We start from the raw sequence: 22,775 nt of genomic DNA, 5'->3' as shown, positions 1-22,775 counted from the left end.
CCTTAACCTTCGCCAAGGCCTGAAGCGATAGCTTTACCAATCGATTCAAGTGCTTGTGCTGCATCTTCACCTTCAGCAACAAACTGAAGCTGGTGGCCGTGTTTAACGCCAAGTGCGATTACTTTCATCAAGCTCTTCGCGTTCACTTCTTTTCCGTCGCCATCTAGGTTTGAAACGCGGATTGTTGATTCAAATTTCTTCGCTTCAGCAACCAGCATTGCACCCGGACGAGCATGTAGGCCGTGCGCGTTTTTGATTTTGAAGACTGCACAGTTATCATCGTCTTGAGACGCTGTAGAAACCGCTTCACCTTTTAGAAGGCCAATCACTTGTGCAATGTCAGCGGTTAACAGTTGTTGCTGTTTACCTTCGAAAACCATCTTGCTTAGGTTTGCCAGAATAGATTGGTGTGCGCTGTTACAAGCTGCGAATGCGACCAATGCTTTCACTGGTGTGCCTTCGTACTCACAATGGTTTGCTGTTGAAACAAACGATACGCCAGTGCGAGTCACGCCTTTATCGCTGCCCAACAACCACAGGCCTTGGCCTAGGTGAGTTGGAGTTTTTGTTACTAGGTCAGCAACGAATACGTTGTCAGTGCAACCTGTGTTCTTAAGTAGGCCGCCAGCTACAGCAGACATTTGGACCATGTCGCTCGCAGGGAACAGTAGCTGAACTAAAGAAGCGTCTAGGTCTGCTTCTAGTTGAACTTCGCCATTAAGTAGGGCGATGATTTCGTCTTCTGATTTCGCTTGCTTTAATTTCTCTTCAACACCGTCTGCCGCTAGCACTTTCGTTAGCTGCTTAAGAATGCCTAAGTGCTCGTCAGATTTCGCTGCAATACCAATGGCTACGTAAACACGGTTACCGTCTGCCCAATCAATGCCTTCAGGAAAGTGGTGAACCGCTACGCCTGTCTCTTTTACTAGGTTACGTGTGTCAGTGGTGCCGTGAGGAATCGCGATGCCGTTACCTAGGAACGTTGAGTTCTGGTTTTCACGGTTCAGCATTCCTTCAACGTAGCCAGAATCCACTAAGCCTTTCGCGGTTAGGTCGCCAGCAATGTTCTGGATAGCTTTGAATTTGTCTTCGGCCGTTTGACCAAGAGTGATGTCAGATTTTGATAATTTAAGCATGGTGCCTCTTTAGCGTATCGCTTGAGAATTTGTGTATCGCTACGATTCAGTCTAGAGCAAGATTTATGGAGCTTAACTCTTTGCCTTATGCTTGCTGAATCGGTTCAGCATTCAGTGTAAAAAAATTCAGCAAAGCCGATTTTGGTTTTCAAAATAGTTTTGCTGCGCGTCGTAATTTCAGTTTCGTTAATAACGAGAAGTTGAATCACAACAAATGACGCTCAATCCATATAAAAGGATGATTGAAGTCACTTTTCAGATTTTGCTGAATCCTTTCAGCTTTTATACTGAATCGATTCAGCATATAATTCAACTAATCCGAGGATCAGATCATTGGTTATATGATCCTACGCACAAAATACAGGTCACCCATATGACACTTGATGAAATTGCTAAATTGGCTGGTGTGTCGAAAACCACGGCCAGTTATGTCATCAACGGCAAGGCGCAGAAATACAGAATCAGTGAAAAGACACAGCAGAAAGTCATGGCAGTCGTGGAAGAGTATAACTACCGACCAGACCATGCTGCTTCGTCGCTGCGTGCTGGTAATAGCCGTTCATTTGGTTTGATTATTCCTGATCTGGAAAACAGCAGTTACGCGCGTTTAGCTAAATTGATAGAGCAGAACTCACGTAAAGTGGGTTATCAAATCCTGATTGGATGTTCTGATGATGATGCTGAAACTGAGCGAAAGGTGGCTGAAGCTTTGGTGAGCCGTCGTATAGATGCCTTGTTGGTTGCCAGTTCAATGCCAGACGCCAACGAGTTCTACTTGAAACTGCAAAATTCAGGTACCCCCGTAATCGCGATTGACCGTCCGTTAGATGATGAGCATTTTGCTTGCGTGATCAGTGAAGATTTCGAAGCTGCGTTTGAGCTGACCCATTCGATTCTGGATGAAAGTATTCATAGCGTTGGCTTGATAGGTGCATTGCCAGACCTAAATATCTCACGTGAACGCCAACTGGGTTTTGAAGCAGCCAATAAAGCGTATGCTCAGCAGGTTGGACTCTCAGAAAGCAAATCTACAATTGTGGGCTATGGTGAACACTTTGACAGAGAGTCTGGGCGTGCGGTTTTTGAAGAGTGGATTGCTAAAGGCACGGTTCCTGATGCGATTGTCACTATGTCTTACACCTTACTAGAAGGTGTACTGGATGTGATGGTTGAAAAACCAGAATTAGTTAATCAAGTGAAGTTGGCGACTTTTGGTGATAACCGACTGCTCGACTTCTTGCCCTTTAAGGTCCATTCACTTCCGCAGCAGTTTGAGGTGATTGCGGATAGTGCCTTTGCTCTTGCTTTGAATGCTTCTGCTAAACGTTATCAAGCGGGTATTGAATTAGTGTCAAGAAGCTTAGTTAGACGAGGCTAAGTGCTATTAGTTTATACTAGGCTAGACTCGTTTTGTTTAGATTAAGCTAGGTTCGATTAAGCTAATTTGTAAACGTATCTAGCTTGGGTTTAACAATAAACCCAGTTCTACGACCGCAACAATGCCGAGCAACAAAGCCAACACTTTCCAAAACTGGATTGGATTTCGGTTTATCAAAGGTTGCTTGGCTTTGCTTTTCACCAAGCTTTGGTTTGGCGTGTAAAGGTCGGCCACAAAATCCCCTAACACTTGATGGCGTTCGCTCGGCGATTCGGCACAGGCTTTTTGCAAAACCAAATCGACCCAAGCTGGTATGTCAGTGCGCTTTTGAGTCAGCGGTTGGTATTCCCATTGATGGTGACGAGATTGCTTGAGCGATTGTACAGACATCTCAGGATAGGGCAGTTCGTCTGTGAGCATTTCATACCCGATGACCGCGATAGAGAACAGATCCGAACTTGTGGTCGCGGTATTGTGCTTTATGGTTTCCGGGGCAATGTAATTAACGGCACCCAACGGTACTGAGTCTTGCTCTGATTTACTTCCTTCTTCAATACCTCTTACTAACACAGCCCCAAGGTCGATGATTTTAATCTCGCCATCACGTTGAATCATGATGTTTTCAGGTTTTAAGTCTCTGTGCACCATATCCGCACGTTGTAGCACTCGGATACCTTGTGTGATTTTATCGAGTATATCGCGCACCTGTTTGAGTGAAGGTTTGGGATTGTCGTACATCCACTGTCTCAGCGTGATGCCTTCTATCCATTCGCAGATTTGATATAGGAATTGCGAGTGTTCTGGAGTCGGGTAGACCTTCATTACTTTCTTGTTGTTTAGCAGGATTCCTGCCCATTGTTCGTTAAAAAAGGTGCTCAATTGTGCTGGGTTATCGTGGTATTGAACCGAGGGTACTTTCAAGACGAATTCGGTTTGTGTCTCTTTCTGCATCACACGGTATACATGGCTTCTTGAACCTGCATACAACACCTCGAGTACCATATAGTTGTCGATGCTTTGCCCAAGCTTTAAAGCGGGTGGGATAGCGCGCTTGGCAAGCTTTTCATGGAATTCAATAAGTGATGGTTTAGGAAGGTGACTGACTTGGACAATCAAGCAGCTCACGTTGTCTGAGCTATTGTGGCTTAAAGCAGTGTTACAGATCGTTTGTGCCGCGTATTCGAAATCCGCTCCTGGTTTGTCGATGTGATCCTTGAATGTGTTGGGCGAGACAAACTCGTGTACGCCGTCAGATGTCAGGATGAAGCAGTCGTCTTTCTTGATAGGCAGGGTTTGATAGTCAACGTTGAGTTGGTTGTCCATGCCTAAGGCGCGAGTTAGATAATGCTTCTGCCCCATATTTTTACGCGTGTGGTCGCGGGTCAGTTGGCGTAATTCTCCATCTCTTAGTAAGTAAATGCGACTGTCGCCAATGTGGAATATATGCGCGGTGTTGGATTTTAGAATGACGCTGCTAAAAGTGGAAACGAGCGCATTGTGGTTCACTTGTTGTGCGGGATGAATATTAGAAACAGACGTGTTGAAGAGCCAAGAATTGAGCGAGGTTAAGACCTTTTGCGCCGAGCGCTGAATGCTCCAGCTTTTTGGAGTGGCGTAGTAGTCATCAATGAATTGCATCACGCTGGTATGGCTGGCTTTTTGGCCATGTTCACTGCAACTGGCACCATCGGCTATGCAGGCAACACTGCCTTTTAACTCTTGCTCAGCGCGAGTTTTTGGGTGTTTTACAATGATGGCATCTTGGTTTTCATCACGAATGCCTTTATTTGAGTAACCACCAAACTTCAGCGTCATTTGGTTGTTTGACTCTGGCGTGGTGACTTGTCCTTGGCTGAATGAAATTGTCATAACTGTTCTTCTTCTTAACTGCCGTCTTCTTAACTGCCGTCTTCTTAACTGGCCGTTTTCTCATCTGCTTGAGAGCACATCTGAGAAAGAACAAAAGCTCTAGTGAACTTAGAGCCTTTGAACGAAGCACCTAGCGTTGATGTATCTGCTAAGGTGCTTCTCCCGATTCAATAATATCAATGCTTCATAGTACTGAGACTAGTTTGAAACATTAATCAGCGTGACACTGCCATCGTCGTTCACTTCGGCAATTTGACCGTTAGGCTCTTCCATGAATAGTAGAGTCACAAAGCCAAGTATCGCGGTCGCAGCAATCACTAAGAAGAAGGTTTGGTAGCTCACGAAAGACAGTACTGTTAAGTAAACTACTGCACCCACATTACCGTAAGCACCCGTCATACCTGCAATCTGACCTGTCATGCGTCGTTTGATTAGAGGAACTGTCGCAAATACCGCACCTTCACCCGCTTGCACGAAGAAAGAACACGCCATCGCAGCCACAACCGCTAGCCATACTGGCCATGTGCTGTCGACTTGACCCATTGCAAAGTAACCCACAGCAAGACCAATCGTAAGAATAAGCAGTGTTGGTTTACGACCGAATTTATCTGAAATCCAACCGCCACCTGGACGAGACATCAAGTTCATAAAGGCATAAGCTGATGCAACCATACCGGCAAGAACGGGTGTTAATTCAAAGGTTTCAGAGAAGAACAGTGGCAACATAGAAACAACGGCCAGCTCAGAACCAAATGTCGCGAAGTACAGTACGTTAAGTACCGCAACTTGCTTAAATTTGTACTGGTGAATCTCTGGCACTTCTTCTTTAAATACGTTTTTGTTCACTTTCCAAACTTGCGACACTTCGTACACGTAAAGCGCAGCTAAACCTGCATACACAGAGTAAACCGCCATGTCAGACAGCATGTTGATGTTGGTTGGCGATAGCTTCCATGTCAGTAACGCTAAAGCGGCATACATCGGGATCTTCATAATAAGTAAGAAGAAAAAGTCACCCTTTGATGTTACTTCCATCGCTGTTACTTGAGCAGGCTTGAAGTAAGTCGAACCTTTTGGTGTATCCGTTACGTTTTTGTAGAAGACAAACGAGAACGCTAAGCTCATAAGGCCAGTAATACCGACCGCATAACGCCAACCGTCTTCGCCACCAAATGCTAGAGCCAGAGTTGGAAGCGTGAATGCTGCCGCTGCTGAACCGAAGTTACCCCAACCGCCGTAAATACCTTCTGCGGTACCCAGTTCATTGTATGGGAACCACTCAGACACAAGGCGAATACCAACGACGAAGCCAGCGCCAATGAAGCCAAGTAGGAAACGTGCAATAGCCGCTTGAATGAAAGAGTCTGCCATCGCAAACATAAAACAAGGGATTGAACAGACAGCAAGTAATGAAGAGTAGACCAACCTTGGGCCATATCTGTCGGTTAACATACCCACTGCGACACGAGCAGGAATGGTTAACGCAACGTTGAGAATAAGCAGTGTTTTGATCTCTTCAGTAGAAAGACCAAGCGTAGTTTTCACCATTTGCAGTAGCGGGGCAAAGTTGAACCACACAACAAAGGTGATAAAAAAGGCCATCCAGCTTAGGTGTAAGGTTTTCATCTTACCCTTAAATGAAAGCAGCGAAAATTTTGTGTTATCCATGGTTTAAATCCTTTAAATCTGGAAAATTACCCGGTTTTAGCTCGTGCGTTACTTCCGAAATTCGAACGCATTCATGTGGCTAAACCTTATGCCGAAATTGCTCACGCCTATAAAGCGTTTGCAGGATGATGTCGGCTGTTTATTAACTGGCGATAGCAAGAGGTGCGAGAACTTGTACGTGTTCACCTTGCTTACGAACTTCAAATTTAACGAGCTTGAGTTCGGGTTGTTCAAGGCATGCGCCAGTTTCTAAGTGGTAATGCTGCTTGTATAAGGGCGAAGCTACGTAAGGCTCACCGCTTAATGAACCAATGATACCACGTGACATCACATTCGCTTTGCCGACAGGGTCGTAATTAGAGAGCCCATAAAGCGTGTCGCTGCGCTTGCAGTAAAAGATAGCCACTTGGTTATCTTCAACTTTGGCGCAAATGCCACCATTTGGGGTTAAATCTCTAGTGCTGCATACGGTTGTCCAATTTTTCATGACTTTCTCCTAGTCAAAAGATGAGCTTTATAATCATTATTCGGTTAAGTGGCGTAGTTGCGATGACAGACGAAAGGCATCTACGACACTTCGGTAACTTCAATTTGTTCAGAATTGGTGAGGGCTTCATTTCGAACTTTCTCAGATGAATCGCTCAAGCTCGGCTTAGGGAAACGCTGCTCTCGTTCTTTGATAAATGAAAGGCTAGTGTCCATCTCTTCGCTGTTGATGTAGTGCTGGAAGCGTTTCATCTTTTCAGGGTTTTCGATGGTGGTTTTCCACTCACACTGATATTTTTCGATATTGAGGGCGATATCTGCTTCAAGTTCTTCAACAACATTGAGTTTGTCTTCAATCACGACTTGTTTGAGGTATTCAATGCCGCCTTCAAGGTTTTCCATCCATACTGATGTACGTTGTAGGCGATCTGCGGTACGTGTGTAGAACATCAGAATGCGGTCTATGTATTGCAGAAGGGTGGTTTCATCAAGGTCGGTAGCGAAAAGGTCACCATGGCGAGGGCGCATACCGCCGTTACCACAGATGTAGAGGTTCCAACCTTTGTCGGTCGCGATAATGCCGAAGTCTTTCGATTGCGCTTCTGCACATTCACGAGTACAGCCAGAAACTGCAAACTTGGTTTTATGTGGCGAACGCAGCCCTTTGTAGCGGTTCTCTAGTCGAATCGCTAAGCCTACGCTGTCGTCGATACCGTATCGGCACCAAGTGCTACCCACACACGACTTAACAGTACGAACCGACTTACCGTAGGCGTGGCCTGTTTCGAAACCTGCGTCAATCAGCTTTTTCCAGATGATAGGCAGTTCGTTAAGCTGTGCACCAAACAAATCGACACGCTGACCACCGGTGATTTTGGTGTAAAGGTCGAACTCTTTCGCGACTTCGCCAAGCACGATCAATTTGTCAGGGGTGATTTCACCGCCTGCAATACGTGGCACAACTGAATAAGTGCCGTCTTTTTGCATGTTGCCGAGGTAGATATCGTTGGTGTCTTGCAGTTCAATGTGTTGATCTTCTAGGATGTAATCATTCCAGTAAGAAGCCAGAATAGAACCAACAGCCGGTTTACACACGGTACAGCCCAATCCATTGCCATGAGAATCCAATAGCTCATCGAATGTCTTGATTTTGTTGACGCGGATAATGTCGGTAAGTTCTTGACGAGAATACGCAAAGTGCTCACAGATATCGTTTGAGACTTCCACACCAAGGTTGCTTAGTTCACTGTCTAAAACTTGTTTAGCAAGCGCAGAACAACCACCACAACCTGTTGAAGCATTGGTTGTTTCTTTTAATGCAGCCATGGTGGTGCAGCCAGCAGATACGGCGTCCTTGATATCGCCTTTGGTCACATCAAAACATGAACAAATCACGGCGCTATCAGGCAGAGCTTCAACGCCCATTGCCGAGCCAGAATCGTCCGCGAGGTTTGGCAGAATAAGCACGGATGGATTTTCAGGAAGAGGCATATCATTTTGTTTGATTTGCAGTAGTGACCCGTAAGCCTCTGCGTCGCCCACCAATACTGCACCAACAATCTTTTTACCGTCAGCTGAGATGATAAGACGCTTGTAAACTTGCTCGATTTCGTCGTTATAAGTATACGATTGAGCACCTTCTGTTTGGCCGTGTACTTCACCAATACTTGCTACATCAACACCAAGCAGTTTGAGCTTTGTGCTCATGTCGGCACCAGTAAACGAAGTGTCGCTCGCTCCATCAGAGATGATATGCGCTGCGGCGACTTTCGCCATTGAATAGCCAGGCGCCACTAAGCCGAAGATCTTGTTGTCCCAAAGGGCACATTCACCAATCGCATACACATTGTCGATGTTGGTTTGGCAATGATCGTTAATCACGATGCCGCCACGTTCACCAATGGCAATATCAGAGCTACGAGCTAGGGCATCTTGAGGGCGAATACCCGCAGAGAACACGATCATATCGGTTTCGAGATGAGTGCCGTCGGCAAAGTTCATACGGTAGCGAGCGTTCTCACCCGCGACTATCTCAGAGGTCGCCTTCTCGGTGTGAACTTGGACGCCAAGGTCTTCAATTTTTCTGCGTAAAAGTGCACCGCCACCGTCATCTAACTGCACGGCCATTAGGCGAGGCGCGAATTCAACCACATGGGTTTCTAAGTCAAGGTTTTTGACTGCGTTTGCGGCTTCTAAGCCAAGCAGACCTCCACCAATCACCACGCCAGATTTGCTGCCTTTGCTTGATAATTCAATGGCGTGTAAATCTTCGATGGTGCGATAAACATGGCAGTGTTCTTGGTCGTTACCGGGAATAGGGGGAACAAAAGGGAATGAACCAGTTGCCAGAATTAATGTGTCATAACTCTCGGTATGTCCTGATTCCGTCACAACGCATTTATTGTCAGTATCTAGTTGAGCGACTTTCGCGTTTAAAAGGTAATTAACGCCATTGCTTTGGTAATACTCTTCGCTGGCTAATGCCAAATCTTCGGCATTTCCGCGCTTGAAGTAAGCTGTAAGCTGAACTCGGTCGTAGGCCAACCTAGGTTCTTCGCTGAAAGTAATCACATCAAACTCATCACTTTCTGACTGCAATATGTTGTCGATAAATTTGTGTCCAACCATACCGTTACCAACGACGACGATCTTCTTCTTGCTCATAATCCATTCCTTATTCTCGGCTTCATTGTTTATAGCGTTAACGTTTATAGCGTTTAACTTCTAATGGTTAACAAATGAATACCGGGTTGAGATTCCACTCAATTCATCATTATCAAGAAAACAAAAATTGTTTTTCTAACTCTTGGTTTCTAGTGGAGCAAGGAGGATGCCAAATTATAATTTAGCAAAATAAATAAAATTTAATTCATATTTTTCAATCGATTAAAATTTTAGGGTGGCACGTAATTACCCCTAAAGTGGTATGTAATTTTTTTGTTAAATTTATGGAAATGAGCGTTTGTGGTGCAACATTCAGCAAGATGGTGCAAAAAATAAGTTTTTCATATCAAGCATTTCTTGGTAACTGAGTTTTAATTGTTTTTGTTTTATTAAGTTGTTGTTTTTATTTGTGTTTTGTTGTGTTCGTGATTCTTTGATTTAATGGCGTGTTATTTGCTTGATCTAAATAAATACAATTATGGATAATTGAGCGAGAAACGGATGAGTGATTCAAACAGTGGCTGGATAAAATCGACATGTGCCTATTGTGGTGTTGGCTGCGGAATAGAAGCGAGGCCCACTGCATTAGGTAAGCTTGAAGTGCGCGGTGACAAAGAACACCCGTCGAATTATGGAAAGTTATGTACTAAAGGCATTGCTCTAGGTGAAACCGTAACGCCTTTAGGTCGTCTTACTCAGCCTACTCATATTCAGAATCAACAAAAACATGAACTCGCATGGGATGACGCCACTCAATTGGTCGCTGATAGGTTTAACCAAACCATTGAAGAGTTCGGCCCTGATTCGGTTGCGTTCTATGTCTCTGGCCAACTGTTAACAGAAGACTATTATGTTGCCAATAAGTTGATGAAAGGCTTTATTGGCAGCGGAAACATCGACAGCAACTCAAGGCTTTGCATGGCATCGAGCGTTGTTGGACATAAACGTGCATTTGGTAGCGACACGGTGCCTATTTGTTATGAAGATTTAGAGCAAACCGACTTGGTCGTGATTACAGGCTCAAACTTAGCATGGTGTCATCCGGTTCTTTTTCAAAGGTTAAGAGCGGCTAAGCAAGCGAATCCCAAACTGCAAGTGATCGTCATAGATCCTCGTTATACCGACACATGTGAAATAGCAGATCAACATTTAGCGATTGAATCGGGCTCTGATGTGGCCTTGTTCAACGGATTGCTTTCATACCTAGCAGATAATGATGCACTTGATGAAGCCTATATAAGCAAGAACACAGAAGGCTTCCAACAAGCGATCGAGTCAGCAAAGAAGTATGTTTACCACTCTGATTCAAACATCAATTCTGAGCAAGGCGTCAGCCAGTTGACCGGGCTAACGGAACAAGAGGTTGAGCGCTTCTATCGTGCGTTCGCATCAAACAAAAAAGTAATCACTATCTATTCGCAGGGCGTGAATCAGTCGAGCCAAGGCTGCGATAAGGTGAATGCCATCATTAATTGCCATTTAGCCACCGGAAAAATCGGACAAGCAGGTATGGGGCCTTTCTCTGTGACAGGGCAGCCCAACGCAATGGGCGGTCGCGAAGTGGGTGGTTTAGCGAATACGCTAGCGGCGCACTTTGAGTTTGGGGATGAGAAATCACACCAAACGGTGAGTGATTTTTGGCAAACCGATAACTTAGCAACCAAACCCGGCTTGAAAGCAGTCGAGTTGTTTGACGACATGCTTGAAGGCAAGATCAAAGCGGTTTGGATTATGGCGACCAACCCTGTAGTCAGCCTTCCAGACAGTGCGAGAGTGAAAGCAGCGCTAGAAAACTGTCCATTTGTGGTGGTGTCAGATTGCATTGCCGATACTGAAACCACGCGCTTGGCCGATGTTGTGTTACCTGCGCAAGGCTGGAGTGAAAAATCGGGTACCGTGACCAACTCCGAGCGCCGTATATCAAGGCAGCGCCGCATATTACCAAGCCCAGGTGAAGCTAAACCTGATTGGTGGATGATTAAAGAAGTGGCGCAGAAAATGGGTCATCAACATGCTTTTGACTATCGTCATGAAGGGCAGATATTTGAAGAATACTGTCAAATGACGGGTCTTGATAATACTGACGGTAAAACGCGAGACCTGTGTTTAATTGGTCTAACCAAATTGGACGATAAGGGTTATAGCGAGCTAAAACCCCAGCAATGGCCCGTACTAGAGTTACAGCAAGATATCGTAAATAAACGAATGTTCACCGATGGCGAGTTTTTCACTAAGTCAGGAAAAGCCCAATTTGTTGCGGTTGAACATGCTTTGCCATTAACGACGTCTTCACCAGACTATCCGCTTATTATGAACAGCGGACGAGTGCGCGATCAATGGCACACTATGAGTAGAACAGGGCTTGCCTCATCACTTGGAGACCACACTCCCGAACCGTTCATTGCTGTTCACCCTGAAACCGCCAGGAAATTTGGATTGGAAACGAGCACAAACCAAACCAACCAGGTTGTTAAAGTGAAAAGTGCTCAAGGTGAGTCTCAAGCGCGTTTGGTATTAACCCAAGAGATGCGTAAAGAGCAGGTGTTTATGCCGATCCACTGGAACGGCACCACGGCCAAAGACAGCAAGCCGTGTGACCTGATTTTACCTAACACCGATTCCAATTCAGGACAGCCAGAGTTTAAACACACACCTGTGATGTTAGAAGCATGTGCTTATCGCAGCGAAGCGGCACTGGTCAGCGACAAGGTGATGGACTGCAGCAGTTTTGATTACTGGGTTAGGCAGAAAGTAGAGGGCGGTTTTTTGTATCGTATCTCGTCATCTAAGAATCCGATGGAGCTAGTGATTCAGCTTGCCAACACACTGGATGAATTACCTGAACCCAACGCAGAGGCGGTTAAATCACTCCATTATCACGGCAATAAATCGTTCAAGAACTATGGTTCAGCCAAGCTTGGTGAGTTTGGCGTGAAACAGGCGTTCGTGGTGAACAGTAACCTAGATCATGAAAGCATCAGCTGGCTGGTGGAGTGCCTAACCCGAGAAGCCGATGAAGAATTCGAAGCCGAATTTTTGAGTACCATGGCGAAGTAGGTAACTTGATATAAAAGATAAGTCGGAGTTGGCTGACTTATCTTTTGTAAACTAGCAAATAAATTGTGTTAATGACGTTGAACCCTTAGGCTCCCTAGTTTAGTGACAAGGTGCTATTTCGGGTTTTGTTTCACCATTCGATGTTTTGAAGTTGTGCCACAGCGTCGACATTTCAGCTGTCATTTCTTCAGTCGAGAAGCGATACAGCTTTATTTTGGCAGTAATAGGTGAAATGGTTTCTGAGAACCTAACCAATAAACCTTGTTCTAATTCTTCTTGAACAAATCCCTCCGGCAACCACGCCACTCCGTGGCCTGATAACGCCATTGATTTAAGAGAGTGTGTGACGGCGTTTTCGTACACGATATTAAAATTACAACGGCTTTGGGCTATTGAGCCGTGTTTCTCTAATACTTGTGCAAAAAAAGTATTCGATGGGTAACTGAGTAAAGGTACGTTCGAGTTTTTGCAATCTTTATACAGCGCCGCGCCATCACTTTTGGTAGCGACTACCGGGATTAGACGTTCACGCCCAATAGTGACCGACTCGACCTCAGGGTTCGGTACATAGAGGCGACTTCCCTTGAAAGAGAGACCGATAAGAAAGTCCGAACGATTATCGATAAAGGCTTGCACTGAATCATGTAAGTTATTTGGGCTCACGTAGACTAAGACTGTTTTAAACGCATCGGTGTACTCATTAATCATCTTATTCACTACATATTCCGACAGTGAATGCTGGGTGTGAAATGTGACTTTTGTTTCATTATTGTTAACTTGTCTAACGGTTTCTAACCGAGCGTAGTCTATCTGTTGCTTGAGATCATTCGCGTGTTTTAGAAAGCGAAATCCTGCTTTGGTGAATGTGGCGGGGTAGGTGTTTCTATTTACAAGGTCAGTGCCAACCCATTCTTCTAATAGCTTGATTCTTCTGCCAAAAGCGGGTTGAGTTATATTTCTGGCCTTTGCTGCTTTTGCGAAACTTCCGTACTGAGAAAGGTGCAAAAAATCCTCAATCCACTTTAAGTCCATGTGTCGAATCCTTGTCCAGAAATTATTAATACCGATGTTTTGTTAAACAAAAGTTAACACCCCTGTTAACAAAAAGCATTATCTTTCGAGCGATATCACGGGCTAGTGTAATTGGGTGTTAAACAGACAACTAACGAAACACTGATTGGAGAATAGAGATGCATTTATCGCGTTATCCTCGTTTAAATTTTGCCCACTTGAACACCCCATTAGAGCTAATGGAAAATCTGAGTGAAGCGTTAGGAGGCCCAAACATCTGGATTAAGAGAGATGATTGTACAGGCCTTGCTGGTGGAGGTAATAAAACTCGCAAACTGGAATTTTTGATGGCGGACGCCGTTGAGCAAGGTGCTGACACCATCATTACTCAAGGGGCTACTCAGTCGAATCATGCACGTCAAACAGCGGCGATCGCAACCAAACTGAACATGGATTGTTTGGTTTTACTTGAAGACCGTACTGCCAGTGATGATCCTGATTATAAGTTCAACGGCAACGTAATGCTGGACCAACTCTTCAACGCTCAATTATCTAAGTACCCAGGCGGCACGGATATGAACGCTGCAATGGAAGATGTGGCTGCGACACTGCGCACTCAAGGTAAAAAGCCGTACATAGTACCTGGCGGTGGCTCCAATCATATTGGCGCTCTTGGTTATGTAGATTGTGCATTAGAAATCCTAAAACAAAGCAATGACCAGAACCTTAAGGTTGATCATGTCGTACATGCGACGGGCAGTGCGGGGACTCAAGCGGGTTTGGTTACCGGTTTTGCTTTGACCAACAGCCAAATCCCAGTTCTTGGTATCGGGGTACGCGTTGATAAACCAACGCAAGAAGGAAATGTCTTCAAATTGGCTCAACGTACCGCTGAGCACTTGGGCGCTGCAGATGCAGTAAAGCGCGAAGATGTTGTGGCGAATTGTGACTATGTTGGCGAAGGCTATGGGATTCCTGCACCTTCAACGATCGAAGCGATCAACATGTTCTCTCGTTTTGAAGGTATTTTGCTTGATCCAGTGTATTCGGGCAAAGGGGCCGCGGGTCTTATTGACCTAGTTCGAAATGGTCACTTTAAGAAGGGCGAGAACATTGTCTTTGTGCATACCGGAGGCGCTCAAGCGTTATTTGGTTATCGTGACAGCTTCGACTTTCCTAATTACGAGTAATGGACAGGAGTGAGACTTTTCAATCAGACCTTACCCATGAATCGTGACTGTTAGTACAGAGATACTAACAGTAAGAAGATTTAATGAAATGTTGTAAATGGAGATTACATGAAAAAATCAATCAAATTAGCCAGTTTAATTATTGGTGGATTACTGTCTTTCAATGCAATGAGCAAAGAAGTAATTAGGCTTTCTACTTATGTGAATGAATCGGACATCAGGTATGAAGGGTTTAAAAAATTTGCGGAAATAGCAGAAGCAAAATCCAACGGAAATCTGAAAGTCAGAATCTATCCATCCTCCACGCTACATGGTTGGAGTGAAGGCGTTGATGCTGTTCAAGGCGGGGTTGCGGACATCAGTTGGATCAGTGCTGATAATCGACTTTCATGTTATCGAACAACTTCGTTATATCCGTCAGCGGTTGATTTGAGCGGGCAGTTAGACATGGATTCTCAATATCGTGATCTAATTACTCCGGAGGCGAATCAGAACGGCTTGGTTCCTCTCATGAACTCTAACTACTCTTATGACCAAGAGTGGTGGTTCAACGAGCAGGTAAATTCTGTTGAAGAGTTTTCCAATCTAAACGGCAAGTTGGTTCGTTCTGTTGGACCGTTAGTGAGCAAGATGATTGAAGGTTGGGGAGGCAAGCCAGTCTTTATCTCTCCTAAAGAAGTGTTTCAGTCTGCGGAACGTGGTGTTGTTGATGGCATCAATATGGGTGTAGCAACCTATAGCTCATGGAAGCTTTGGAATGTGATGCCACACATGGTGGATGCGGGAATATTTTACGGCAACATCATGTACATGATGAATAAAGAGCGATTTGATTCGCTTTCCGAAACGGATCAGCAAGCGCTATTAGAGGCAGCAAAAGAGACTGAAGCTTGGTTAAAACCTCAATATGAAAAGTGGGTAGATGCGAGGATTGCAGAAGCCAAACAAGAAGGCGGTACGGTTCTTGAGCTGACCTCAGAGCAAAAGCTTAAGTTAGTTTCTGATATTTCCACGTCTTGGGAAAGCGAACTGAAGAATGATTGTGGAACAGAGCTTTCAATTAAGATGAAAGACCTCTTTGCTGCGAACTCAATCTAGGGATAGAAACTATGGAAGGTAAATTCAGAAAAGCTTTGGATACTTCAACGAATGTACTGCTGTATTGCGGTGGTGTAATCGTTATTGTCCAAGCTTTCTGGATTACCTATGGCGTATTCATGCGATACGTAATAGGTAGTCCTGATGGGATGGTTACAGAAGCAACGGCTTTGATGCTAGTACCATTAGCGTTCGTTGGCCTCTCATACGCACTCAAGGCAGATGCCTTTCCCAAGGTGACGATTTTTATCGATCAACTGTCTAAAGGGAAAAGAGACTATCTGGAAATTGCGAATAACTCACTGATGATGATTATCTCTGTTTTCTTCGCTTTGGCTGCCTTTAAAGGGCTATCTAAGTCATATGTGTCGCTTGCTGCCTCAGAGATATTGTTGTGGCCTAAGTACTATTTTTGGGCCGGAGTTTTTGTTTCATTACTCAATTTATCTTTGGTTTCTATTTTAAAATTCTATGACTCGATAATGCATAAACTTGAGTCAATTCGTGGCATGACTTCTGTGCCTCAAGTAAAGCTTGGAGAATAATATATGCTTGAGTGGTATGAAGTTGGTCTCGGCTTGATGGGGCTATTAATTTTATTTATTGTGATGGGTTTACCAATCCCATTTGCATTGGCGGGCGCATCCGTTCCGTTTCTTCTTTCAATTCAGTCTTTTTCTACAACACTTGTTACAGCCGAGCTTAAAATGTGGGGTGTGTGGGTAGATTACGTTTTACTGTCGGTTCCGCTGTTTGTGTTATTAGGGGAGTTGATTGGCCGGTCGAACATAGGGCCCAATCTGTATTGGTTTATGCACAGCAAGGTACCAATCACAGGTTCTGCTGCATACGGGAGTGTTGGTGCCTGCGCTGGGTTTGGTGCTGTATGTGGTTCGAGTATGGTTGGCTCGTTGACCATTGGTGGCGTCGCTCTTCCTGCAATGTTAGACCTTGGTTACGACAAAAAACTAGCCAGTGGGGTGCTCGCGGCTGGAGGAACACTCAGCGTTCTGTTACCGCCAAGTTTGATTCTTCTCTTTTACGGAATAGTGACAGATCAGTCGATCGGGCAATTGTTTATTGCAGGTGTTGTACCGGGCTTAATTTTGGTTTCTTTTTTCTTCCTTATCATTAAAGGATGGAGCGTCTTACAAAAAGGATCCGTACCAAAAGCTGACGATAGTGAAAGTATCCCTTGGGGGTTAGCATTGAGCGCGATAATTCCAGTGATGGTTATCGGCCTTATTATTACAGTCTCCATCTATGCGGGTATCGCGACCCCTACTGAAGCGGCAGGTGTATCTTGTGTGATTACCTTGCTACTTGCTATTACTGTTGGGGGAATGGATCTCAAAGGGTTCTTTGAATCAATCAAAGCGACCATGAAGACGATGGGTTATTTAGGCTTATTACTTTCTTCTGGTGTGCTTTTTGGTTTTGTGATGACTTACTATCAAGTGCCACAAGAGTTTACTAGCTTGTTTACTTCTCTGGAACTATCGCCATACACGACGCTTGCACTGATTATTTTATTCTACATTATTTTAGGCATGTTCTTAGAGCCTGTTTCGATGACATTCATAACTCTGCCAACCTTGTTTCCTCTGATTCAAGCTTCAGGCTTTGACTTGATTTGGTTCGGTGTCATTTACACCATAACGATGGAAGTCGCTGTATTGACTCCTCCTGTTGGCCTAAATTTGTATGTTATTCAATCTATTGAGAAAGATCGTCTGACTATTGTCGATGTCATTAAAGGCTGCTTGCCTTTTATTGGTGCTCTCATATTTTTGATTGTACTGATGGTTATCTTTCCTCAGCTTGCCGTGTGGCTACCAAATGTTATGGGGTAATATGAATGAACGTTAACGTACCACTAGTGATGATCCATGGATTTTTAAGTGGCCCAGAATATTGGAGTGCTCAAGTACCTTTTTTAGAGAAAAACATGCAAGTAGTCCCTGTTTGTTTGAAAGGCTTTGGTGATCGTTCTGATGAGACAGCTTTTGAAACGATTCAAGAGATGGCCCAAGATGTGATGTCAGAACTTGCACTGCTTGGAATAAAGCGTTTTCACCTAATAGGGCACTCAATGGGAGGAATGGTCGCCCAGCAGATTGGGCATAAATGGGCTGAACAAGTCGTCAGTTTGACCTTGTACGGAACAGGACCGAAAGGCGACTTGCCTGGTAGGTTTGAACCATTACAAGAGAGCATCAAGAATGCATCCTCTTTTACCTATGGCGACAGCAAACAGAGGGCTGTGTCTAGTTGGTTTAAAAATGAATTAGCCCCTCAGGTACTCAAGCAATCGATGCAGCTTGCAGACAAGGTTTCGCTTCAGTCCTATCTAAACGGACTCATCGCAATGAACAGTTGGAATGGTGAACCCTATATTTCTCAATACAGAATACCAGTATTAATTATATGGGCGGACTCAGATAAAACTTATCCATGGGATGAGCAGGTATCAGTATTGTGGAAGGGTATTGAGCACAGCTCTCTGTGTGTGATCAATGATTGTGCGCACAATGCCCACATTGAGAAACCATTGCACTTCAACGTAGCTTTTGGGGAGTTTTTGCAAAGCGTACGTTAGCTTCTCTGCTAGCAGTTCAAAGGGAGCAGGAAAGGTGACCTTCAGCGGGAACATTTTGAGTACTTTATTTACAGCTTATATCCAAACGAAAAGCCGACAATCATGTCGGTTTTTTTTTTGCAAATCCGGTAGAAATTATATCAACGATCACGTCATCCATAATTTACTAACCATCACGCCTCATACAGATCTAGGCCAACAATCTTTGTTTGGATGAAGAAGTACATGAGGGAAATGATAAGTAATACACACATTCACATAATTTCTTCATTCAATTTTAGCTATACGGAATACTTCTGCTTTTCGTCATGTATGATACGGTTATATTGGTAAGATGCTGTTATTAAATGAGTTATTTAACTAAGTATGAGATGGTTAAATTATTAGACAGAAATGCGCTAGTGATAAAAATCATAATTATTCAGTTTAATAACTGCTGTGCTTGGAGAGGAAATGGTCAGGGAAGCGACAAAAGACGACTGTGTAAAATTAGCGGCATTGTCCATTAAAGTCTGGCTAGACACATATGCGAGAGAAGGGGGCAAAACTGAATACGCTGAGTATGCCTTGTCTACTTTCACGGCAGCCTACTTCTTTGAAATATTGAATACCACTAAATATCGTGTGTTTGTAAGTGAAGAAAATGAGGTTATTCAAGGCTACGTAATGGTTAACCTTGAATCGCACTACCAGACGTCTGGCAATGGCTTTGAAGTAGAAAAACTTTATGTAGATAACATTTTCAAAGGTAAAGGGATCGGTCGAAAGCTTTTGAATGGAATCGAGAATCAGTTTGGTAATAAATACTGGCTGTACACGTGGGTAGAAAATGAATCGAATGGCTTTTATGAACATTTAGGTTTTAGTCGAATAGGTTTACTGACTTTTGAGTTTTCCGGATCGTTGATAGAAAACAACGTGTATCAATCAGCTCACACACATTGAATCTAGTTAGTCCTTTAGTGGGTAACACTGAACAACCCTTCTCGATAAATCGTCGCATAGTCATAGAATTCGAGTGGCATAGCATAGTGAGGTAAAGATGGAAAAGGCGAAATTCATTCAGCAGCACCTTATTGAAAAGGGTGTCCCTGCAGACCTAACGAGGCCAAATGCCTTTATTTGGTCAAAGTATACTAACGTGTCTCAAACGCCTCTGGTGTTTCAATCGCTTCAAAAAGTATTCTTGACGTATGGATTATCGATGGCGGTAATTTGGGGGTCTTTGATGTGGATGTTTACTTGGCACTCAGAGCCCGAATATTGGAAAACTTACCTTATTTCATCTGCTATTTTCGGTTTCTTTATGGGGCTTGTTAATGCGTTCAGAATCGTCAAAGCACGAAAAAAATTGGGTGAGAAGAGTTGGGAAAATTGGTGTAAGAAAAACTACGGATAAGCGCGATAACAAGCAGTTAAAATGATTCGTAATACTTGGTATTTAGGAGTTTAAATTAGATGTATAAACTAGAGATTTTTTGTACGCCTGAGCAACAAGATCTAGTTTTGAGCACCTTACATGAGTCGGGTGTCGATAGAATTGGAAACTATGATCACTGTTGGGCTATTGGTTCTGTTATCGGTTCTCACCGAGCTCTTGATGGCTCTGCGCCTGTGTTTGGGTGCAACGGGAAAGTCGAAAACTACCCGTTATTAAAAGTTGAAATCAACGTGGCAAAGAGCCAAGTGAAACCAATCGTTGATCAGCTTAGAGTTTGTCTCGGCTGGGAAGAGCCTTTGGTCAATGTTTTCAAAGTTTGTAATTCGGAGTTTGCTCTTTGAGGTATATCTTCTTGATATTTACAATAGCGCTATAGCCAAAGATTTGCCAGACGAATACGTTACGCCTTGCATTTTGGTGAAATGGCAAACGTTACACAACACTTAACACCGCGTTGGCGATAAAAGGTAAATTGAGAGTTATGTGGATAGAACAGAGCCTGATTGAAGGTGAGCATGTTGCTCTTGAGCCTCTTACTATGGGGCATGTATCTGAATTAATCGAGGCCGTGAAAGATGGAGAGCATTGGAAGCTATGGTTCGCTAATGTACCGAGCCCAGAAAAAATGGAGCAATACGTTGTTGATGCTATCGCTCAAATGCATCTAGGTAATATAGCTTATGCCGTGCGAGCTAAAACCACCAATCAAGTAGTAGGGACTACCCGTTACTATGGCGTTGATAGACCAAATAGACGTGCTTTGATTGGTTATACCTGGTATTCAAATGTGGCTAGGGGAACACTGATAAATAAAGAGTGTAAATACCTTCTTCTAAAACAAATATTTGAGCGCTATGAAGCCATTGCAGTCGAGTTTCGCACTCATATTGGGAATGCCGTCTCTCGAAGAGCGATTGAAGGGCTTGGTGCAAACCTCGACGGTATCTTGCGTAATCATCAAATCTTAAAGGATGGCTCGGTAAGAGATACGGTTGTGTATTCAATTATTGACTCGGAGTGGCCAGAGGTTAAGCAAGGCTTTCTGAAAAAACTGAGTCAACAAGAGCCTTAATACAAGGAAGTAAGTATGGAAAATTATTGGAATCCGATGGTTCCTGAACTATCCGTTAGCAACTTTGAGCGCTCGCTTGCCTTTTATGTTGATGTACTTGGTTTTTCTATTCGCATAAGGCGTGAAACCCCTGATTTTGTGTATCTCGAACAAGAGCATGTGCAGATGATGTTAGAGCAAATCAGTGATGAAGGATGGATTACTGGTGAGCTTGAGGCTCCCTTGGGGCGAGGTGTGAACTTTCAGATTGAATTAAGTGACTTAGAACCTCTAGTAAAACGTCTCCAAACCCACAAAGTGTCCCTGTTTCGTGAGATGAAAGAAACTTGGTATGACATTGGTGAAAAGTTGTCTGGGGAGCGTGAGCTTCTTCTCCAAGATCCGGATGGTTATCTGTTAAGGTTCACTCAACACCTCGGAGAAAAACCGAAGACTTTAGTGTGAACTCATTCATTGTTTTCCAGACTAGCCAAATCGACCATCAAACCTAATCGCGGATTCATCAGGCGCGCTAAAGGTAAACCTGTAAGACTCAGGATTACAGTGCTAACAACGGCTTAGAGTGATTCTAAACACGTGGCATTCAACCATGCAGTGCCACTTCTTACCGTAGCGTTTTATTGTTTAACAGAATATCGGAAACTAGTCAGAGAGATACAGAGAGTTATGATACGTAATTTTTATACTTGCGATAAAGAAACAGATGAAAGCAGTCATGATGGAGAGGGGTCGATAGACATCTATCGTGCGTTCAGACGTAAAGACTTTGATGGTGCTTGGGATTTTGCCATCCGTGTTGTCATGCCACCGGGAAGTTCTATGGGGGAGCACTCTCATGGAGACGATGAAGAAATGTATATTATTCTGAAAGGTGAAGGCACGATGATCATTGAAGGTGTCGAGACAAAAGTGAATGCGGGAGACATGATAGTAAATAAACGTTTTGGTACCCATGGCTTGGCTAATACATCAAAAAATGACATTGAGTTGTTAATCATTCAAGCCAGCCTGAAGTAAAGCGTCAAGCTAGAAATGTTGGTACGGCCGCAGTGCCGTACCGTCCCGATTAGGCGCTAGGCAATGAGGCATTCATAAGGAGTAAAGAGTGAATCATCAAGTTCGTGTAGGTGTGGCTGCGGTCATTTTTCGAGAAGGGCGTATTTTACTTGAGCTGAAAGATGATGAAAGCAAAGAACGTATTGTGTTTTCAGTGGCTTAATTGGCACATCTATAACAAGCGATTCGACACGCTTGACATGTGAAGTATGCATAAATTTATTAGCGTGTTCAGTTGGTTTCAGAGGAACAAATGAAAGAGTTTAAGGTAAAGGGGAGTAATGCGATACTCAGGTATCATGATCTTCCCGGTTCGGAAATGCCTATTGTGTTTATACACGGTATTGGTTGTGCTTCCTCGTTTGATTATCCGGTCGTTGCGGCCAGTGATTGGTTACTTCCTCATCGGCGCATTCTTGTTGATTTATTAGGTTCTGGGTTTAGTGATAAACCTTTGGATTTCGATTACTCCATCGGTAGCCACGCGGCTTATCTTGAGGCGTTTATTCAATCTTTGGGTTTGGATAAATTTGTTATCTATGGTCACAGCATGGGTGGCGCCGTGTCGGTTGTGTTGGCTGAAAAAGTTCAACCACAACTACAGGCCTTGGTGTTGAGTGAGGCTAACCTTGATTCTGGCGGAGGGTTCTTTAGCAAAAAGATTGCGAGCTTCACCGAGCTTGAATATATGAATCACGGTCACGCACAGATAGTGCAACACAGCATCGATGAGCAAAATACCCAATGGGCTGCCAGCTTAGCCGTGAATTCAGCGGTAGGTACTCACAGGCAAGCCGTATCCTTGATAGAAGGGCAGCGCCCGAGTTGGCGTGATAGGTTGTATTCTCTGAACGTAAACAGAACCTACCTATTTGGTAGTGAATCTTTGCCTGACAGCGATACAGAAGAGCTAAGTAACCACGATATAGCGATCAGCGTTGTTTCTGATGTTGGGCATTCAATGGCGTGGGAAAACGCCGATGGGCTAGCTGAAGCCATTAAGCGCGCGATACCAATAGCTTAGCCTGCAATTCAAGTTGATATGGTGTG

At 44.0% G+C, this 22,775-nt stretch carries 20 protein-coding genes; 14 read left to right on the top strand and 6 right to left on the bottom strand.

What is annotated here, in order from left to right:
- Positions 1–2: 2 nt before the first annotated feature.
- The gene (fruB, locus tag L3V33_RS03535) at positions 3–1,136 is read right to left on the bottom strand and encodes a fused PTS fructose transporter subunit IIA/HPr protein (protein ID WP_237289109.1); all 1,134 of its coding nucleotides are present in this window, start codon (positions 1,134–1,136) and stop codon (positions 3–5) included.
- Positions 1,137–1,509: 373 nt separating this feature from the next.
- Between fruB and cra the strand changes: the two genes are divergently transcribed.
- Positions 1,510–2,514, top strand: a complete 1,005-nt coding sequence (gene cra / locus L3V33_RS03530; protein ID WP_237289107.1) for a catabolite repressor/activator — start codon at positions 1,510–1,512, stop codon at positions 2,512–2,514.
- A gap of 78 nt (positions 2,515–2,592) precedes the next feature.
- On the opposite strand, the gene L3V33_RS03525 is transcribed toward cra, so the two are convergent.
- The 4 genes from L3V33_RS03525 to nirB all read right to left on the bottom strand — a co-directional run bounded on the left by L3V33_RS03525 (position 2,593) and on the right by nirB (position 9,201).
- Positions 2,593–4,383 (bottom strand): bifunctional protein-serine/threonine kinase/phosphatase, encoded by a 1,791-nt coding sequence (locus L3V33_RS03525; RefSeq protein WP_237289105.1) that lies wholly within the window; start codon positions 4,381–4,383, stop codon positions 2,593–2,595.
- A gap of 198 nt (positions 4,384–4,581) precedes the next feature.
- On the bottom strand, positions 4,582–6,051 hold the full coding sequence (locus L3V33_RS03520) for a NarK family nitrate/nitrite MFS transporter (protein WP_237289096.1): 1,470 nt from the start codon (positions 6,049–6,051) through the stop codon (positions 4,582–4,584).
- A 142-nt stretch (positions 6,052–6,193) separates the two neighbouring features.
- Positions 6,194–6,538, bottom strand: a complete 345-nt coding sequence (gene nirD, locus L3V33_RS03515) for a nitrite reductase small subunit NirD (RefSeq protein ID WP_065205959.1) — start codon at positions 6,536–6,538, stop codon at positions 6,194–6,196.
- An 80-nt stretch (positions 6,539–6,618) separates the two neighbouring features.
- On the bottom strand, positions 6,619–9,201 hold the full coding sequence (gene nirB / locus L3V33_RS03510; RefSeq protein ID WP_237289084.1) for a nitrite reductase large subunit NirB: 2,583 nt from the start codon (positions 9,199–9,201) through the stop codon (positions 6,619–6,621).
- A gap of 501 nt (positions 9,202–9,702) precedes the next feature.
- Here nirB and L3V33_RS03505 point away from each other — a divergent pair.
- Positions 9,703–12,258 (top strand): nitrate reductase, encoded by a 2,556-nt coding sequence (locus L3V33_RS03505; RefSeq protein ID WP_237289082.1) that lies wholly within the window; start codon positions 9,703–9,705, stop codon positions 12,256–12,258.
- 99 nt (positions 12,259–12,357) lie between these two features.
- Here the strand turns inward: L3V33_RS03505 and L3V33_RS03500 are convergent, their stop codons facing one another.
- Positions 12,358–13,290, bottom strand: coding sequence for a LysR family transcriptional regulator (locus L3V33_RS03500; protein WP_237289069.1), 933 nt, complete (start codon positions 13,288–13,290; stop codon positions 12,358–12,360).
- Between the two features lie 158 nt (positions 13,291–13,448).
- Between L3V33_RS03500 and L3V33_RS03495 the strand changes: the two genes are divergently transcribed.
- The 12 genes from L3V33_RS03495 (at position 13,449) to L3V33_RS03440 (ending at position 22,749) form a co-directional block, all read left to right on the top strand.
- Positions 13,449–14,459 (top strand): D-cysteine desulfhydrase, encoded by a 1,011-nt coding sequence (locus L3V33_RS03495; RefSeq protein WP_145565790.1) that lies wholly within the window; start codon positions 13,449–13,451, stop codon positions 14,457–14,459.
- Between the two features lie 108 nt (positions 14,460–14,567).
- Positions 14,568–15,557 (top strand): TRAP transporter substrate-binding protein DctP, encoded by a 990-nt coding sequence (gene dctP, locus L3V33_RS03490; RefSeq protein ID WP_145565789.1) that lies wholly within the window; start codon positions 14,568–14,570, stop codon positions 15,555–15,557.
- Between the two features lie 11 nt (positions 15,558–15,568).
- Positions 15,569–16,102 carry a TRAP transporter small permease subunit gene (locus tag L3V33_RS03485; protein ID WP_237289067.1) on the top strand — a complete coding sequence of 178 codons (534 nt, stop codon included), beginning with the start codon at positions 15,569–15,571 and terminating at the stop codon, positions 16,100–16,102.
- Between the two features lie 3 nt (positions 16,103–16,105).
- A complete protein-coding gene (locus L3V33_RS03480; RefSeq protein WP_145565787.1) occupies positions 16,106–17,410 on the top strand; it encodes a TRAP transporter large permease in 1,305 nt (434 codons plus the stop codon).
- A 5-nt stretch (positions 17,411–17,415) separates the two neighbouring features.
- Positions 17,416–18,156, top strand: coding sequence for an alpha/beta hydrolase (locus L3V33_RS03475; RefSeq protein WP_237289055.1), 741 nt, complete (start codon positions 17,416–17,418; stop codon positions 18,154–18,156).
- Between the two features lie 453 nt (positions 18,157–18,609).
- Positions 18,610–19,101 carry a GNAT family N-acetyltransferase gene (locus L3V33_RS03470; RefSeq protein WP_171307906.1) on the top strand — a complete coding sequence of 164 codons (492 nt, stop codon included), beginning with the start codon at positions 18,610–18,612 and terminating at the stop codon, positions 19,099–19,101.
- A 97-nt stretch (positions 19,102–19,198) separates the two neighbouring features.
- On the top strand, positions 19,199–19,555 hold the full coding sequence (locus L3V33_RS03465) for a DUF6404 family protein (protein WP_237289053.1): 357 nt from the start codon (positions 19,199–19,201) through the stop codon (positions 19,553–19,555).
- Between the two features lie 59 nt (positions 19,556–19,614).
- Complete coding sequence (locus tag L3V33_RS03460) at positions 19,615–19,938, top strand: hypothetical protein (RefSeq protein ID WP_102442418.1); 324 nt, start codon at positions 19,615–19,617, stop codon at positions 19,936–19,938.
- A gap of 140 nt (positions 19,939–20,078) precedes the next feature.
- The gene (locus L3V33_RS03455) at positions 20,079–20,669 is read left to right on the top strand and encodes a GNAT family protein (protein WP_065681367.1); all 591 of its coding nucleotides are present in this window, start codon (positions 20,079–20,081) and stop codon (positions 20,667–20,669) included.
- Between the two features lie 15 nt (positions 20,670–20,684).
- Positions 20,685–21,113 carry a VOC family protein gene (locus L3V33_RS03450; protein ID WP_102446736.1) on the top strand — a complete coding sequence of 143 codons (429 nt, stop codon included), beginning with the start codon at positions 20,685–20,687 and terminating at the stop codon, positions 21,111–21,113.
- Between the two features lie 222 nt (positions 21,114–21,335).
- On the top strand, positions 21,336–21,686 hold the full coding sequence (locus tag L3V33_RS03445; RefSeq protein ID WP_171307904.1) for a cupin domain-containing protein: 351 nt from the start codon (positions 21,336–21,338) through the stop codon (positions 21,684–21,686).
- 292 nt (positions 21,687–21,978) lie between these two features.
- A complete protein-coding gene (locus tag L3V33_RS03440) occupies positions 21,979–22,749 on the top strand; it encodes an alpha/beta hydrolase (protein WP_171307903.1) in 771 nt (256 codons plus the stop codon).
- Positions 22,750–22,775 lie beyond the last annotated feature (26 nt).

Source organism: Vibrio sp. A2-1, assembly GCF_021728355.1.
Classification (GTDB): Bacteria; Pseudomonadota; Gammaproteobacteria; order Enterobacterales; family Vibrionaceae; genus Vibrio; species Vibrio splendidus_K.
The sequence above is the reverse complement of the archived record's forward strand: the minus strand, read 5'-3'. Positions and strand labels throughout refer to the sequence as shown.